The organism is Streptosporangium sp. NPDC000396, from assembly GCF_042898655.1.
Classification (GTDB): domain Bacteria; phylum Actinomycetota; class Actinomycetes; order Streptosporangiales; family Streptosporangiaceae; genus Streptosporangium.
Window position 1 is genome coordinate 188,983 of sequence record NZ_JBIAZA010000009.1, and the last position, 15,827, is coordinate 204,809.

At 69.2% G+C, this 15,827-nt stretch carries 12 protein-coding genes; 7 read left to right on the forward strand and 5 right to left on the reverse strand.

The features are described 5' to 3' along the window. Window positions 1–79: 79 nt before the first annotated feature. From ACFY2X_RS16835 to ACFY2X_RS16855, 5 genes are all read right to left on the reverse strand, one after another. Window positions 80–736, reverse strand: coding sequence for a LysE family translocator (locus ACFY2X_RS16835; RefSeq protein WP_389938988.1), 657 nt, complete (start codon window positions 734–736; stop codon window positions 80–82). A 95-nt stretch (window positions 737–831) separates the two neighbouring features. Continuing rightward, window positions 832–1,479, reverse strand: coding sequence for a LysE family translocator (locus ACFY2X_RS16840; RefSeq protein ID WP_389938990.1), 648 nt, complete (start codon window positions 1,477–1,479; stop codon window positions 832–834). Window positions 1,480–1,604: 125 nt separating this feature from the next. After that, window positions 1,605–3,587 carry a bifunctional aldolase/short-chain dehydrogenase gene (locus ACFY2X_RS16845; RefSeq protein WP_389938992.1) on the reverse strand — a complete coding sequence of 661 codons (1,983 nt, stop codon included), beginning with the start codon at window positions 3,585–3,587 and terminating at the stop codon, window positions 1,605–1,607. Next, window positions 3,587–4,705, reverse strand: a complete 1,119-nt coding sequence (rhaI, locus tag ACFY2X_RS16850; RefSeq protein WP_389938994.1) for an L-rhamnose isomerase — start codon at window positions 4,703–4,705, stop codon at window positions 3,587–3,589. Before rhaI ends, ACFY2X_RS16845 begins: the two co-directional genes overlap by 1 nt. Further along, window positions 4,698–4,997 carry an L-rhamnose mutarotase gene (locus ACFY2X_RS16855; protein ID WP_389938996.1) on the reverse strand — a complete coding sequence of 100 codons (300 nt, stop codon included), beginning with the start codon at window positions 4,995–4,997 and terminating at the stop codon, window positions 4,698–4,700. The genes rhaI and ACFY2X_RS16855 overlap by 8 nt, the downstream gene beginning before the upstream one ends. A gap of 137 nt (window positions 4,998–5,134) precedes the next feature. On the opposite strand from ACFY2X_RS16855, the gene ACFY2X_RS16860 reads away from it, so the two are divergent. From ACFY2X_RS16860 to ACFY2X_RS16890, 7 genes are all read left to right on the forward strand, one after another. Then, window positions 5,135–6,130 (forward strand): LacI family DNA-binding transcriptional regulator, encoded by a 996-nt coding sequence (locus ACFY2X_RS16860; protein ID WP_389938998.1) that lies wholly within the window; start codon window positions 5,135–5,137, stop codon window positions 6,128–6,130. Then, window positions 6,127–7,449: a rhamnulokinase family protein gene (locus tag ACFY2X_RS16865; protein WP_389939000.1), complete on the forward strand. Its 1,323-nt coding sequence runs from the start codon at window positions 6,127–6,129 to the stop codon at window positions 7,447–7,449. The genes ACFY2X_RS16860 and ACFY2X_RS16865 overlap by 4 nt, the downstream gene beginning before the upstream one ends. Window positions 7,450–7,583: 134 nt before the next feature. After that, complete coding sequence (locus ACFY2X_RS16870) at window positions 7,584–9,023, forward strand: ABC transporter substrate-binding protein (RefSeq protein WP_389939002.1); 1,440 nt, start codon at window positions 7,584–7,586, stop codon at window positions 9,021–9,023. Between the two features lie 26 nt (window positions 9,024–9,049). Next, window positions 9,050–9,988, forward strand: coding sequence for a carbohydrate ABC transporter permease (locus tag ACFY2X_RS16875; protein WP_389939004.1), 939 nt, complete (start codon window positions 9,050–9,052; stop codon window positions 9,986–9,988). Further along, a complete protein-coding gene (locus tag ACFY2X_RS16880; RefSeq protein WP_389939006.1) occupies window positions 9,988–10,827 on the forward strand; it encodes a carbohydrate ABC transporter permease in 840 nt (279 codons plus the stop codon). The genes ACFY2X_RS16875 and ACFY2X_RS16880 overlap by 1 nt, the downstream gene beginning before the upstream one ends. A gap of 11 nt (window positions 10,828–10,838) precedes the next feature. Further along, on the forward strand, window positions 10,839–12,533 hold the full coding sequence (locus tag ACFY2X_RS16885) for a DUF5107 domain-containing protein (RefSeq protein WP_389939008.1): 1,695 nt from the start codon (window positions 10,839–10,841) through the stop codon (window positions 12,531–12,533). Between the two features lie 13 nt (window positions 12,534–12,546). After that, complete coding sequence (locus ACFY2X_RS16890; protein WP_389939010.1) at window positions 12,547–15,729, forward strand: discoidin domain-containing protein; 3,183 nt, start codon at window positions 12,547–12,549, stop codon at window positions 15,727–15,729. Window positions 15,730–15,827: the final 98 nt, after the last annotated feature.

Sequence of the window (15,827 nt, forward strand, 5' to 3'; positions counted from 1 at the left end):
CGGAAAAGCGGAAAATATTTCGGGTTCCCGCTCCCGGGGCCTCGCCGGCGACCGGCCTCCGGGAGCGGAACGGGACCTCCTAGCCTGCGTCGACCGCCAGGCGAAGGCCGAAACCGATGAACACCAGACCGGTCAGCTGCTCCATGCGGCGGCGGACGGAGGGGCGGGTGAGACCGCGGCGCATGAGGCTCGCGGCGAGGACCACGAGCCCGAACCACGCCGCGCCCAGCAGGTTGTGAATGGTGACCAGGAGCAGGGTCGCGGGCAGTACGGGGACGTCCGAGGGGACGAACTGCGGCAGCAAGGTCATGTAGATGACCCCCACCTTGGGGTTGAGGAGGTTGGTCACGAACCCGGTGCGCATGATCGCCAGCGCCCGGACGGGCGCGCCGGACGGTTCGCCCGGAGCCCCGGTGACCTCGGCCGGCTCCCCGGGCCCCGCGGGAACGGCGTGGCGGGCGTTCCAGAGCGCACGCACGCCGAGCCACACCAGATAGGCGACGCCCGCGATCCGCACGGTGGTGTAGGCGACGTCGGAGGCGGCCAGCAACGCGGTCAGGCCGAGCGCGGTGGCGATTCCCCAGGCGTAGCAGCCGAGATTGACTCCCAGTCCCGCGAGGAACCCGGCACGGCGGCCCGAGGAGACCGTGGTACGCAGCACGATCACGGTGTCAGGACCGGGAGAAACGGTGAGGATCAGCGCGACGAGGGTGAAGGCGAGAGCCGAAGCAAGCATTGCAAAAGTTTAGATTTCCGGCATTCCTCGCTCATACGAAGGGTCAGACCCGGCCCGGCTTCAGCCCGGGGCCGGGACGACGCCCCCTCCCGGTCTCACGCCGCGACCACGACCCGGGAGCGATCGGTGACGAGGCGCACCGCGAACCCGGTCAGCGCGGCACCCATCAGATAGCGCTGCACGCGCGTCCAGAACGGCCGCCGCCCCAGGAACGCCGCGATCGACCCCGCGGACAGCACGATCATGCCGTTGACCGACAGGGCGATGACGATCTGGATCAGGCCGAGGACGAGGCTCTGCCCGGCGACGCCGCCGTGTGCGGGATCGACGAACTGGGGAAGCAGCGACACGTACAGGATGGCGATCTTCGGGTTGAGGAGGCTGGTGACGAGCCCCATGGAGAAAAGCCGCCGCGCCGGATCCACCGGCAACGCGCTGGGCGCGAAGGCCGACTGCGCGCCCGGGCGCACCGTCTTCCATGCCAGCCACAGAAGATACGCCGCACCCGCGAATTTGATCGCGGTGTAGACGGCGGGCACCACGGCGAAGATCGCCGCGATGCCCGCCACCGTCGCGGTCAGGTACACCAGGAAGCCCGCGGCGACGCCCGCCAGGGAGACCAGCCCGGCCCGGCGTCCCTGCGACACCGACCGCGAGACCAGATAGATCATGTTGGGCCCCGGGGTCAGGACCAGTCCGAGCGCGATCGCCGCCATGCCGAGGGCGGCGCTGAAAGAGATCATGCACGAATCCTCCCAAGCTCACTCCGGCGAGGGAACGGCCAATTCCGCCAAGTGGCCTTGAACCTCGAAACGATGTGAGCGGCCACAACCTCCTCATCGGCCCCGCTGGGAGGACGGTGCCGGGTTCACCGGAGGAAGGCGGACGCGACTCCCGCGTCCACCGGGATGTGCAGGCCTGTCGTGTGGGTGAGCCGGGTGAGCGCGAAAACGGCGAACGCCACGTGCTCGGGAAGCACCTCCCGCTTGAGAAGGGTCCGCTGGGCGTAGAAGGCGCCCAGTTCCTCCTCCGCCACCCCGTACACGGCGGCCCGCTGGGCGCCCCAGCCGGAGCCGAAGATGCCCGAACCACGCACGACTCCATCGGGGTTGACGCCGTTCACCCGGATGCCGTACCTCCCGAGTTCGGCCGCGAGCAGCCGGACCTGGTGGGCCTGGTCCGCCTTGGCGGCGCCGTATGCCACGTTGTCGGGGCCGGCGAAGACGGCGTTCTTCGAGCAGACGTAGACGATGTCGCCCCCGAGCTCCTGCTCGATCATCACCCGTGCGGCCTCGCGGGAGACGAGGAACGAGCCGCGGGCCATCACGTTGTGCTGCAGATCCCAGTCCGAGACCGAGGTCTCCAGCAATGGGCGCGACAGGGAGAGCCCGGCGTTGTTCACGACCAGGTCCACGCCGCCGTAGGCCAGTACCGTGCTCCGTACGGCTGCCGCGACCTGAGCCTCGTCGGTGACGTCGGACTGCACGGCCACGCCGCCGATCTCCTCGGCGATCACCCTGGCGCCGGCGGGATCGCGGTCGGCCACGACGACACAGGCGCCCTCCCGCGACAGCCGCCGGGCGGTGGCCGCGCCGATGCCCGAGCCACCCCCGGTGACCAGGGCGATTCGCCCCGCGAGCGGGTCGGGCGCGGGAAGCCGGCGGAGTTTGGCCTCTTCGAGCTCCCAGTACTCGATCCGGAACTTCTCCGCGTCCGAGATCGGCTCATATCGGGAGACGGCCTCCGCGCCACGCATCACGTTGATCGCGTTGACGTAGAACTCCCCCGCGATCCTCGCCGCATGCGCGTCCCTGCCGAAGCTGAACATGCCGACGCCCGGGACCAGCACGATCGCCGGATCGGCACCGCGCATCGGGGGCGACCCCTCGACCGCGTGGGCCTGGTAGTAGGCCGCGTACTCGGCGCGATATTCGGCATGCAGGCCGCGCAGCCGTACCCGGACCTCCTCCAGCGGCGCGGTCGCGGGCAGGTCCAGCAGGAGAGGGCGGACCTTGGTCCGCAGGAAGTGGTCCGGGCAGGAGGTGCCGAGCGCGGCCAGCCGGGGATGCCGGGCTCGGGAAAGGAAGTCGAGTACGTCGGGGTCGTCGGTGTAGTGACCGACCGTGCGCGCGTCGGTCGAGCACAGGCCGCGCAGAAGCGGAAAGATCGCCGCGGCACGCTCATGCCGTACGGCCGGCGGGAGGGGCCGGTGTAGTTCCGGCCCGAAGGGTTCGGAGCGGCCGTGTTCGGCGATGAACCGCTCGGCGGTCTCGATGATCTCGTACGAGCGGGCCGCGGATTCAGCCGAGGTCGCACCCCAGGCGGTGATGCCGTGACCGCCCAGGATGACGCCGATGGCCTGCGGGTTGTCCTGCTGGAGCGCGGCGATCTCGCGGCCGAGGCCGAGGCCGGGCCTGCGCCACGGGACCCACAGGACCCGGGCGCCGAAGATCTTCCGGGTGAGCGCGGGCCCGTCGGCCGCCGTGGCGATCGCGATTCCGGAATCGGGGTGCAGATGGTCCACGTGGGCGGCGTCGATGAGCCCGTGCATGGCGGTGTCGATCGAGGGCGTCGCGCCGCCGGGGCCGTATCGGCAGTGGTCGAGCAGGGGCACGAAATCGTCCTCCGCCCGGTGCGCGAGGGCGCGGAGCCGGTCGAGGCGAAGCACGGCCAGGCCGTCCTCGGTGAGGGTCGCGAGATCGCCGCCTGACCCCTTGACCCAGAGCAGGGGGACCTTCTCACCGGTGACCGGGTCTTCCGCGACCCCCTTGGCCGAGACGTTGCCGCCGCCGTAGTTCGTGGTGCGCCGATCGGAACCGAGGAGGTGGGCCCTGTCCAGCAGTTCGCGCATCACGCGCCCCAGCCCGCCTGCACGCCGCCGATCCGCTCGGCCGCGATCTTCTCCGCGTATCCGGAGCGGTGGTAGGCGGCCATCGGGTCGGGGTCGAGGCCCTGGCTCTCCCGAAGCGCGGCGAGCCGCGGCCGGACGTCGGTGTTGTAGGCGTCCATCAGCACCGCGTTCGCGCCGAGCACGTCACCCCCCGCCTGAGCCTCGGCCAGGGCGGCCCGATCCACCAGCAGCGCCTTGGCCGTGGCCTCCTGGATGTTCATCACCGAGCGGATCTGACCGGGGATCTTCGGCTCGATGTTGTGGCACTGGTCGAGCATGAAGGACACGCCGAGCGCGTCAGCCGACACGATCTCGTGCATGATCCGGAAGAGCTGGAACGGGTCGGCCGCGCCGACCATCAGGTCGTCGTCGGCGTAGAACCGCGAGTTGAAGTCGAACCCGCCGAGCTTGCCCTCGCGCAGCAGGACGGCCACGATGAACTCGATGTTGGTTCCCGGAGCGTGATGCCCGGTGTCCACGACGACCTGCGCCTTCTCCCCCAGGCGCAGGCAATGGGCGTACGCCGTACCCCAGTCGGGCACGTCGGTGGTGTAGAAGGCGGGCTCGAACAGCTTGTACTCCAGCAGCATCCGCCGGCCTTCGCCGAGATGCTGGTAGACCGTGGCCAGCGCCTCGGCGAGCCGGTCTTGACGGGCGCGGATGTCGTCCTGGCCGGGATAGTTGGTGCCGTCGGCGAACCAGAGCTTGAGCGTGTCCGAGCCGGTGGCCTCCATGACGTCCACACAGGCGAGCAGGTGGTCCAGGGCCTTGCGGCGGATCCGCGGGTCGGGGTTGGCGACGCTGCCCAGCATGTAGTCGTCGTCCTGGAAAACGTTGGAGTTGATCGCCCCGATCCGGATGCCGAGTTCACTGGCATATCGCGACAAATCCTGAAAGTCGGCGACTTGGTCCCACGGAATGTGCAGCGCCACGCGCGAAGCCGCACCGGTGAACGCGTGCACCTGCGCCGCGTCGGCCAGTTTCTCGTACGGGTCGCGGGGCACCCCTCGCTGGGAGAACACCTTGAACCGGGTTCCGCTGTTGCCATACGCCCAGGAGCAGGTCTCGATCTCAATCAAGATGGAACACCTCGTCGAGGACGACGATCTCCGGGTTCTCGAAGAAGCGCGCCATCTCGGCCTGCCATCGGGCGTTCACCTCGGTCGCGTCCATGGCCGCGCGGGCGACGCCGAAGTCCGGCGTCTCCAGGTAGCCGACCAGCAGCCCGTCATCACGCAGGAAGAGCGAGTAGTTGTGCCATCCGGCCGTCCGAAGCGCATCGAGCATGTCCGGCCAGACGGCCTCATGACGCTCGCGGTACTCGGCCAGCCGGTCCGGGCGGACCTTCAGCAGGAAACAGGCTCGACGCATCACTCACCATCTATCGAAACGTTTTAAGTGACATCGAGGACGCTAGAAGGGGTCCCCAGCCATGTCAAGGGCGATTCCGGGCAACCGGCTGACCGGCTGGCGGCCGATGGACTTTGCACGTTTTAATAGACGGCGTCATGAGTACCGTCAGCATCAAGGACGTCGCCGCCCGGGCCGGAGTTTCGCCCGGGACCGTGTCCAACACCCTGAACCGGCCGGAACGCGTCTCCCCGGAAACCCGGGCCCGGGTCGAGCGGGCCATCCGCGAGCTCGGCTTCGTCCGGCACGGCTCGGCGTCGACCCTGCGCGCCGGGCACAGCCGCACCGTGGGACTGTCCGTCCTGGACATCGCCAACCCGTTCTTCACCGACGTCGCGGCGGGCGTGGAGGACATCGCGGGAGAGCGGGGCTATGCGGTGATCCTCGCGAACTCCGCGGAGTCGCGCACCCGGGAGGACCGCAACCTGCTCGTGCTCGCCGAGCACCGGGTCCGCGGAGTGCTGATCACCCCGGCGGGCGAGGATCCGGAGCCGCTGGATCGCCTCCGCGAGCGCGGCATCAACGTGGTGCTGCTCGACCATCCGGCACAGCGCTCCGACCAGTGCTCGGTCGCCGTGGACCACGTCGCGGGCGGGCGCCTGGCCACGTCGCACCTGCTCGACGGGGGTGCCGAACGGCTGGCCTTCGTGACCGGCCCGCTGTCGATACGGCAGTGCCGGGAGCGTCAGGAGGGCATGCGCCGCGCACTCCGGACGCACGGCAGGCGCGGCAAGGTCACCGAGATCGTCATGCCGGAGATGAACGCCCGCACCGGCCAGCAGGCGGCCGAAAAGCTGGTCTCCAACCTCCCCGATGCGATCTTCTGCGCCAACGACCTGCTGGCGCTGGGCGTCCTTCGCGGGCTGATCCAGAGGGGCGTCCGCGTCCCCGAGGACGTCTCGCTGATCGGGTATGACGACATCGAGTTCGCCGCCGCGTCCGCGGTCACGCTCAGCTCGGTGCGGCAGCCGACGTACCAGCTCGGCCGTATCGCCACCGAACTGCTTCTGGACGAGTGCGACAACCCGGGCCGGCACGCTCATCAGCAGATCATGTTCCAGCCCGAGCTCGTGATCCGCGAGAGCACCCGGTGAAGTTCGCGGCGGTGGACCTGGGGGCGTCGAGCGGCCGGGTCATGGTGGCCGGCCTGGACGGGCACCGCCTGGAGCTGACCGAGGTGCACCGCTTCGCCAACCGCCCGGTACGGCTGCGCGACCGCCTCCACTGGGATGTTCTCGCGCTCTACCAGGGCGTCCTGGACGGTCTCGCCAAGGCAGGACCCCACGACTCGATCGGTGTCGACTCGTGGGCGGTCGACTACGGCCTGCTGGACGCCCGGGGGAACCTGCTCGGCAATCCGGTCTGCTACCGCGACAGCCGTACCAGCGTCTTTCGTGAGCGGATCGACCCCTACGAACTCACCGGCCTGCAGTTCCTCCCCTTCAACACGATCTACCAGCTGCTCACGGAGCCGCATCTGGACCGGGCCGCGACGCTGCTGATGATCCCGGACCTGATCGCCTACTGGCTGACCGGCGAGCTCGGAGCCGAGCGCACCAACGCCTCGACCACGGGTCTGTACGGCGTGCGCGAGCGCGACTGGGCTCGGCCGTTCGTCGCCGGACTGGGAATCCCGGCTGGAATCCTCCCGCCGATCCGGGAACCCGGCGAACCGATCGGGCTGTTCGACGGGGCCACGGTGACCGCGGTCGGCTCGCACGACACCGCGTCGGCGGTGGCCGCCGTCCCCGCCTCGGGTGACCGCTTCGCCTACATCTCGTGCGGAACCTGGGCTCTGGCCGGTGTCGAACTGACCGAACCGGTGCTCACGGAGGAGAGCCGGGCGGCCAACTTCACCAACGAGACCGGGATCGACGGCACGGTCCGGTATCTCCGCAACGTCATGGGACTCTGGCTGCTCCAGGAGTCGATGCGGACCTGGGGGACAACGGACGTCGAGCCGTTGCTGGAGGCGGCGGCACGCCTGCCCGCCCGCCGGTGGCTCATCGATCCCGACGGTCCGGAGTTCCTGCCACCCGGTGACATGCCGTCGAGGATCGCGGCTCACTGCGGCCGGACCGGAGCGGTCCCGGAGACGATGCCGGAGATCACCCGGTGCATCCTGGACAGCCTGGCCGCCGCCTTCCACCGCGCGATCTCCGACGCGACCCGGCTGTCCGGGAAACCGGTCGATGTGATCCACATCGTCGGAGGCGGTGCCCGTAACGCCCTGCTGTGCCAGCTGACGGCGGACGCCTGCGGGCTGCCGGTCGTGGCCGGGCCGGTCGAGGCGACCGCCCTCGGCAACGTGCTGGTCCAGGCGCGGGCGCGTGGGCTGGTCGGGAGTCTGGACGAGATGCGGGCGTTGGTCGCGGCGACGCGGCAAACCCGCGAGTACGAGCCCAGGACTTAAAACGTATACGCGGAATGCCCCGGAAAAGGGGCGTCCCGCGAACCCTTGACATAGCCGAAGAAGCAGGCCTACTGTCCCGACGACTCTATTAAAACGTTTCTCTAAGCAGCCCCCCAATCGATGCAGGAGAAGCAGTGTCCAAGCATCGCCTCCTCACCGCGCTCGGCCTCGCGATGTCCCTCGGCCTGACCGCCTGCGGCAGTACCGCAAGCCCCGAAAGCCCCGGAAACGGCAAGGGCGCCGACGCGGCACCCGCGGAACAGACGACGTCTTCCGGAGAATTCACCCTGCCCACGGCAGCCGCCTACTTCACCACCCCGTGCCCCGGCGCCGGCACGAAGCCCATCACCGACAGGGAACTCACCTACTGGTCGATGTGGACCAAGGACGAGCCGCAGGGCAAGGTCCTGCGCCACGTCGCGGACTGCTTCACCAAGCAGACCGGCGTCAGGGTCGACATCCAGTGGCTGGGCCGCGCCTACCTGCGGCAGAACCTGGTCCCGGCGCTGAACACCGACACCGTGCCCGACCTGTTCGACCAGGACCTCACCGGCATCAGAGCGGCCGTCGTCGCGGCGGGCGGCACGCAGCCGGTGGACGACGTGCTCGACATGAAGACCGGCGACGGCACGGTCCGCGACCTGCTGCCCGCCCCCTACTGGGACACCCCCGCAGCCGAGGACGACGCGGGCAGGCTGTTCGCCGTGCCGTACATCGTGCTGGGCAACGCATGGTGGTACGACAAGCGGCAGGTTGAGAACTTCACCGCGCCCAGGACCATGGACGAGGTCTTCGCGCTCTTCGACGCGGCCAAGAAGGCCGGCCGCTCGGCCGTCGCACTGGACGGCGACATCAGCTACTACGGCGCGTGGTTCTTCGACCAGGTCGCGTCCCGGTATGTCGGCCCCGGCGGCCTGGCGGGCGCCGCGCAGGACAAGACCGGCCGGCTCTGGAAAACCGACCCGGGTTTCCTCAAGGCCGCCGAGTACACCGCCAAGACCGGTACCTATCTGATCGACGGCTGGGACGCCGCGAAGTTCCCGCAGATCCAGCAACGCTGGGCGGACGGCGACGCCGACTACCTGTTCATGGGCAGCTGGGGTCCCACCGAGGCCCGGGAGTACCTCGCCAAGCAGGGCGGAACCGAGACCATCGATTTCGGCTCGTTCCAGTACCCGATGCCGGAGGGGGCCACCCACGACGTCGTCGAGGTCCAGGAGATCGGCTTCGGCGTCACCAAGAAGGCCAAGCACCCCCAGGCCGCCAAGGCCTTCATCGCCTACCTCCTGACCAAGAGCATGCTCGCCGGAATCCCCGCGGTCGCCGACAACCTGACCCCGCGCAAAGACCTGCCGGTGCCCGGCGACATCGCCGGCCTCAAGGCCGCTCTGGACGACCCGGCCAAGACGCACACCCTGTTCATGGACGGCGTGGACGGCATCGCCGGAGGCAAGTACGCCGAGCAGGTGTTCTTCCCGGCCGACAACGACCTGCTGAAGGGCAGGCTCACCCCGCAGCAGTTCATCGACAGGCTGGCCGACGCGACCGCCGCGTTCTGGAAGACCCAGCAGTGATGGCGCAGGCCATACGCGAACGGTCCGTGGCGGGTACACGCCTCCTGCCCGCCGCGAGCACGCCGGCACCGCACCTCGTCCGCAAACGCCGCCTGTTCTGGCCGTTCGTACTGCCCACGATCGTGCTGTATGTCCTGTTCCTGATCGGCCCGGCGATCGTCACGGTCGCGCTGAGCTTCACCCGATGGTCGGGAGCGGGCGAGGCCCCCGAGTTCACCGGGCTCACCCAGTACCAGGAGATGTTCGGCAGCGATTCGTTCCGGTACGCCTTCGGCAACACGCTCATGTACATCGTGGCCGGAGGAGTCGGGACGTTCCTGTTCGCCTTCCTGTTCGCGATGGTGCTGCGGGAGATGAAGGCCGGCAAGACGATCCGGGCGATCCTGTTCTTCCCGAACATCGTCGCCCCGGTCGCCCTGGGCATGTTCTTCGGGTTCGTCTTCAAGTACAGCCCGTCCAAGCAGGGGCTGGCCAACTTCCTCCTGCAGGCGCTCGGGCTGCCCGCCGCCAAATTCCTGCGGCCGGAGAACATCGTCTGGATCGTCATCGGCGCGCTGATCTGGGCGAGCGCCGGGTTCTACATCACGATCCTGATGGCGGCGGTCGACCGCATCCCGCGCTACCTCTACGAGGACGCCGATCTCTGCGGCGCCTCGGCCGGGCAGAAGTTCCGCCACATCACCCTGCCCATGATCTGGGACGTCGTCGGCATCGCCGGAGTGCTCTGGACGATCGGCGCCGTCAAGATCTTCGAGATGGTGTTCGTCCTCGCCGGGCCCGGCACCTACGCGCCGCCCAACCAGACCTGGACGCTGGCCGTCTACGTGTACGACCGGTCCTTCGGCACCCAGGGCACGCCCGAGTACGGCGTCGCCTGCGCCTGCGCCGTGACGATGATCACTTTGGTGACGGTCCTGGTGCTCGCGCTGCGCCGGGTGATGCGCGGGGAGAGGCTCGAATACTGATGCGCAACCCCCTCAGGCTCGCCGGCACGGCGTTCATCTGGCTGTTCACCGCGATCAACGTGCTGCTGCTCTACTGGCTGATCTCGGCCTCCTTCAAGACACCCCTGGAGATCTTCCGGGATCCCTTCGGGCTGCCGCGCACCTGGTTCGAGCGCGGCGAGCCGTTCCGCAACTTCCGCTACGCCTGGGACCAGGCCGAGTTCGGCCACGCGTTCCTGGTCACCGTGATCATGACGGCCGCGGCCTCGGTGACGATCGTGCTGCTCTCCGCACCCGCCGCGTACGCGCTGAGCCGGCTCGGTGTCCGCGGATCCGGCCCGCTGACCAGCTTCATCGCGATCGGGATGGGGATCCCCATCCAGACGGTGATCATCCCGTTGTTCGCCGGGATGGCCCACCTCAAGCTCACCAACAGCCTGTTCGGGCTGTTCCTGCTCTATGTCGCGCTCTCGCTGCCCTTCACCGTGTTCCTGCTGACCGGGTTCTTCCGCACGCTGCCCGAGGAACTGGAGGAGGCGGCCGCGCTGGACGGCGCGTCGCCGCTGCGCACCTTCGTCTCGGTCACCCTGCCGCTGGCCCGCGCCGGAATGATCACCGCGTTGATCCTGAACGCGATCGGGCTGTGGAACGAGACCCTGCTCGCGATCGTGTTCATCCAGGAGAACGCGGGCTTCACACTGGCCCGTGCGCTGTTCACCCTGTACGGCGCCGCGACCTACCAGTCGGAGTACGGCGGGCTGATCGCCGGCGTCGCGATCGTCGTCCTGCCCATGCTGGCGCTCTACATCCTGCTCGCCCGCCGGATCATCTCCGGCCTGACCCTTGGAGCGGGCAAATGATGCGTGTCCGCATGGCAGACCCCGGCCCGGTCAGCCCTCTCCCGATCCTGCGCCCGCCTCCCGTCCGGGCCGCCTACGGCGTCCCGTTCTCGCTGCTGCCGTACGGCAGGCGCGACGGATACGGCCGCCACCCGGTGGAGCGGGAGATCCCGTCGATCGTGCTGGAGAACAAGCACCTGCGAGCCGAGTTCCTCCCCTCCCTGGGCGGACGCCTCTGGTCGCTCGTCGACAAGTCCGCCGGCCGGGAGCTGCTGTTCCGCAACCCGGTGATCCAGCCCGCCAACCTCGCGCTCCGCGACGCCTGGTTCGCGGGCGGCGTGGAGTGGAACCTCGGCACGACCGGGCACTGGCCGCTGACCTGCGAGCCGCTCCACGCCGTCCGGGTCGGCGAGGGCATCCGGATGTACGAGTACGAGCGGATGCGCGGGCTGATCCTGCAGATCGACGCCCGCTTGGCGGCCGATGTGCTCCTCGTCGGGATCACCCTGCGGAATCCTCAGCCGCATGAGGTGCCGGTCTACTGGTGGTCGAACATCGCGATCCCGGAGACTCCGGCCACACGGGTGCTCGTCCCGGCCTCGAAGGCCGACCACTACGGCTACGCGCAGGAACTCACCACCATCCCCTTCACCCAGGACGACAGCGTCCCCGCCCGCTGGCGCACGGCCGCCGACTACTTCTTCCACGTCGAAGGGCAGCCGTGGATCGCCGCGGTGGACGAGTCCGGCTACGGCCTGCTGCACGTCTCCACGGACCGGCTGTCCGGCCGCAAGCTGTTCGGCTGGGGCAGCTCGGGGCCCGGTGGCGCGCACTGGCAGGACTGGCTGTCCGAACCCGGCTCCCGCTACCTGGAGATCCAGGCCGGGCTCGCCCGCACCCAGTTCGAACACCTCCCCATGCCCGCCGGGGCCACATGGACCTGGACCGAGGCCTACGGCCCCTGCGAACCTTCACGTACGGCCGCCGTCCTGCCCGACCACGCCGAGGAATGGGCCGACCTGCCCGCCGGTGAGGTCCTGCACCAAGGCTCGGGATGGGGCGCGCTCGACCGGCATGCCGGCGGCATCCCCGAACTGGCCGCGACCCCGTTTCCCGACACGACGCTCGGCCCGGAACAGCGGCCATGGCTCGGCCTCCTCGCCACCGGGCGGCTGCCCGGCGAGGCGAGCTGCGTCGTCGGGCCGGGCTGGCTGCGCCTGCTCGAAGACGCCGAAGACCGGCACGGGCTCTACCACCTCGGCCTCAACCGCTGGGCCTCGGGCGACCCCGCCGGCGCCGTACGAGCATGGGAAAGATCACTCGACCGGCACCGTGACCCCCTGACCCTGCGCGCCGTCGCCGAGGCCTCCCGCATCCACGGGGACGACGCGGCCGCGGCCGTCCTCCTCCTGGAGGCACACGCGCTCGCACCCGGCCTGCACCCGCTGACCGTGGAGACCCTCACCACCCTGATCGCCGCGGACCGGCCGGGCGACGCCCTGAACCTGATCGACTCGCTGCGATCCCCGGATCACGGCCGGATCCGCCTGCTCGAGGCGCAGGCCGCGCTCAAGGCCGGAGACCGGGACCGCGCCGGCCGCCTGCTGGAAGGCCACCTGACCGTGCCCGACCTGCGCGAGGGCGAGGACTCGCTGGACGAGCTCTGGTTCGCCTACCACGGCGCCGACGCCGAACTCCCCGCCGCCTACGACTTCCGGATGAGCTGACCTTGGAGGCATCGTGCACCGCTTCGTGAAAGGGCCGTTACTCGCAATCCTCCTGCTACTGCCGTTCCTGTTCGCCGCTCCGGCTCGCGCCGCCGCGTTGAACGTGTGGATCCAGAACGCGTCGGACCGGCCGTTCACCTCGACCGTCCAGCCACCCGGCGCGCCGGGCGCCATCGCGCTCTACGCGGCGCGCAACGAGTACCAGGCCGCGCAGATCCTGGTGCGGTCCGCGAGCGCCCAGAGCGGGGTCTCGATCAGCGCCGGTTCCCTGACCGGACCCGGGACGCCGATCTCCGGGGTCACCGTGCGGCGCGAATACAACCATCCCAACATCGGCAAGATCGGCACCGACGTGCAGAACCCGCCGGACGGCGGGAACGCGTACTACGACGCGCTGGTGGCGAACACCCCGCAGAACCTGGCGGCCGGCACCACCCTGGCGTACTTCTACCAGGCCCATGTCCCGGCGGGGCAGACACCGGGCGTCTACAGGGGCAGCGCGGTCGTGCACAGCGGCTCCGGCGACGTCACGGTCCCGGTGAGCCTCACCGTCTACGACGTCACGATCCCGCCCCCGAACCGGTCCACCTTCAAGATGAACAACTGGTTCACGTCGGCGGGCTGGGACTACTCCGGCACGCAGATGTCGATCCCGGTGCAGTACGGCGTGACGATGTACGACGCGAACTGGTGGAAGGTCATCGGCAACATCGCGGCGAACATGGCCAGGCACCGCAACAACGTGATCTACGCCGACTTCCAGGCACTGCTGATCCCCGGCACCACCGTGGACTCGTCGGGAAACTTCACCTTCGACTGGACGAACTTCGATCGCTTCGTCCAGCTCTTCGTCGACGCCGGGGCGATGCAGTACATCTATACGCCGACCCTGCTGGAGGGCAACCCTGACGGGAACCACCCCGGCCTGGAGATGCTGGTCGCGGCCAACGGCGTCAACGGGCCGGTCAAGCGGATCCTCGCGACGCCCGACACCGCCCAGACCAACGCCTACCTCGCCAAGATCTTCCCCGCGCTCAAGGCGCACCTGGACGCCAAAGGCTGGACCGACGCGTTCTACATGAGCGCGCTCGACGAGCCCTCCACCACCGCGCAGGTCGACGCCGCGAACTGGCTCTACACGAAATACCGGGCGTACTTCCCGAACCCGCGCACCAACGAGGCGCACGCCTGGCTCTTCCCCGGCAACGAGACCAACCTGACCACGCTGACGCCGTACACGGGAACGTACGACGAGAACGTCGCGCACTACCAGAGCGGGCGGCTGGCCGGGAAGGACCTGTGGCTCTACACCTGCATCGTCCCGCAGGACGGCCACATGAACCGCTTCATCGGCTACCACCTGGCCGGGACGCGGCTGCTCCCCTGGCTGGCGTGGAAGGTCGGCGGCGAGGGCTACCTGCACTGGGGCTGGAACTACTGGGGCAACCTCGGCGACGGTAGCAACTTCGGCAACGTCGACACCTTCAACGACTGGCAGACCGGGGACAACTGGCTGGTCCGGCCGGACAAGGCCGCCTACGACATCTACGACAGCCTGCGCAGCGAGGCACAGCTCGACGGCCAGCAGGACTTCGAACTCCTCAACCTGCTCAAAGCGACCAAGCCGGTGACCGCGCGGCAGATCGCCGAGAGCCTCATCCTCAACGGCACGACCTACGACCACTCGGGCGCCGACGTCGCCGACCGGCACAAGCAGCTCCTCGACGAGCTGGTCTCCCCCGCCCCCGACACGGCGTTCCCGTTCGGCGACACGTTCGACTCCGGCGAGCACAACTGGCGGCACACCCGGGGCACGTGGTCGATCAGCGGCGGCGAGTACGTCCAGTCCGACGCCTCCGCCGTCTGGGGAGTGACCTCCGCCGTCGAGGGCCGCTCCTACGCCGACGTCGCCGCCGAAGTCGACCTGAGAATCACCGGGGTGGCGGCCGGCGGCGGCAACACCAACTGGGCCGGGCTGATGGTCCGCAGTCTCAACGGCACCGACATGGACAGCGGTTACCTGATCGCCCAGCGCAACGACGGCCGGGTCTTCGTGTACCGAAGCGGGACGGCCCTCGCCGAGGCGTCCGTCCCCGGGTATGCCGCCGGCGCCTGGACCCGTCTGCGCGTGGTGGCCGTCGGCGGCGTCATCAAGGTCTATTCGGGCACCGGCCAGAGCCCGGTCCTCACGGTGACCGACAGCTCCTACCCGGTCGGCGACATCGCCCTGGTCACCGGCGGGGCGAGCGCCCGCTTCGACAACCTCAGGATCAACCCGATGATCAACCGTGCCGAGGGCGGCACGGTCACGGCTTCCAGTTCCTACCAGGGCGACGGCTGGGGTACGGCTGCCCTGATCGACGGCCGACGCGCCTCGGCACCCGGCGCGATGGGCTGGAGCAGCATCGACAACATGACCGCAAACCACACCGAGTGGATCCGGGCGGACCTGGGCGCCGCGCACTCGATCAGCCGGGTCGACCTCTACCCGCGCAACGACGGCGGCAACACCGGCCTCGGCTTCCCGGTCGACTTCACCATCCAGGTGTCGGCCGACGGCTCCAGCTGGACCACCGTCGCATCCCGCACCGGCTACCCCCGGCCGAACGCCGAAGTCCAGACCTTCCCGTTCACTCCCGTCAAGGCACGCTATGTGAAGGTGACCGGCACGAAGCTGTCCACCGACAACCTCGGCCACTACCACATGCAGTTCGCCGAGATCGAGACCTCCGGAGGCAACCTGGCCCTCGGCCGTACCGTGACCTCGTCCAGCTCGGTGGAGTATCCAGCCGAGAGCTGGCTCCGCGTCAACGCCACCGACGGGGGACACCTGTCGCAGCTGTGGTACTCGATGGGTTTCAGCTCCGCGCTGTCGACGGTCCAGCATCCAGAGTGGGTGACGGTGGACCTGGCCGGGCCGTCCCGGGTCGGCAAGGTGGTCCTGTGGCCCCGCAGCGACGGCGGCAACACCGGCAACGGTTTCCCGGTGGACTTCACCATCCAGGTCTCGTCCGACAACGCGACCTGGACCACGGTCGCGTCCAGGACTGCCTACCCCAAACCGGGCGCGGACGGCCAGGTCTTCGCCTTCACCCCGACGACCGCCCGCTATGTCCGGATAACCGGAAATTCCCTCCGCCTCGACGCGCCCCACTACCTGATGCAGTTCGCCGAAATCGAGGTCGGCGACCAGTAACACGCGCCGCGGCGCGCACCACGCTCAACAGGACGACCCATCACACCGCCTCGCTCGCCGGACCGCCAGGGTTGTCGGTCCGGCGAGCGAGGCGAAGC

Coding starts and splice junctions, on each gene's coding strand:
- ACFY2X_RS16885 (WP_389939008.1), top strand. CDS start 10,839: ATGGCAGACCCCGGCCCGGTCAGCCCTCTCCCGATCCTGCGCCCGCCT.
- ACFY2X_RS16855 (WP_389938996.1), bottom strand. CDS start 4,997: ATGCGTCGAGCCTGTTTCCTGCTGAAGGTCCGCCCGGACCGGCTGGCC.
- ACFY2X_RS16835 (WP_389938988.1), bottom strand. CDS start 736: ATGCTTGCTTCGGCTCTCGCCTTCACCCTCGTCGCGCTGATCCTCACC.
- ACFY2X_RS16860 (WP_389938998.1), top strand. CDS start 5,135: ATGAGTACCGTCAGCATCAAGGACGTCGCCGCCCGGGCCGGAGTTTCG.
- ACFY2X_RS16840 (WP_389938990.1), bottom strand. CDS start 1,479: ATGATCTCTTTCAGCGCCGCCCTCGGCATGGCGGCGATCGCGCTCGGA.
- ACFY2X_RS16845 (WP_389938992.1), bottom strand. CDS start 3,587: ATGCGCGAACTGCTGGACAGGGCCCACCTCCTCGGTTCCGATCGGCGC.
- ACFY2X_RS16880 (WP_389939006.1), top strand. CDS start 9,988: ATGCGCAACCCCCTCAGGCTCGCCGGCACGGCGTTCATCTGGCTGTTC.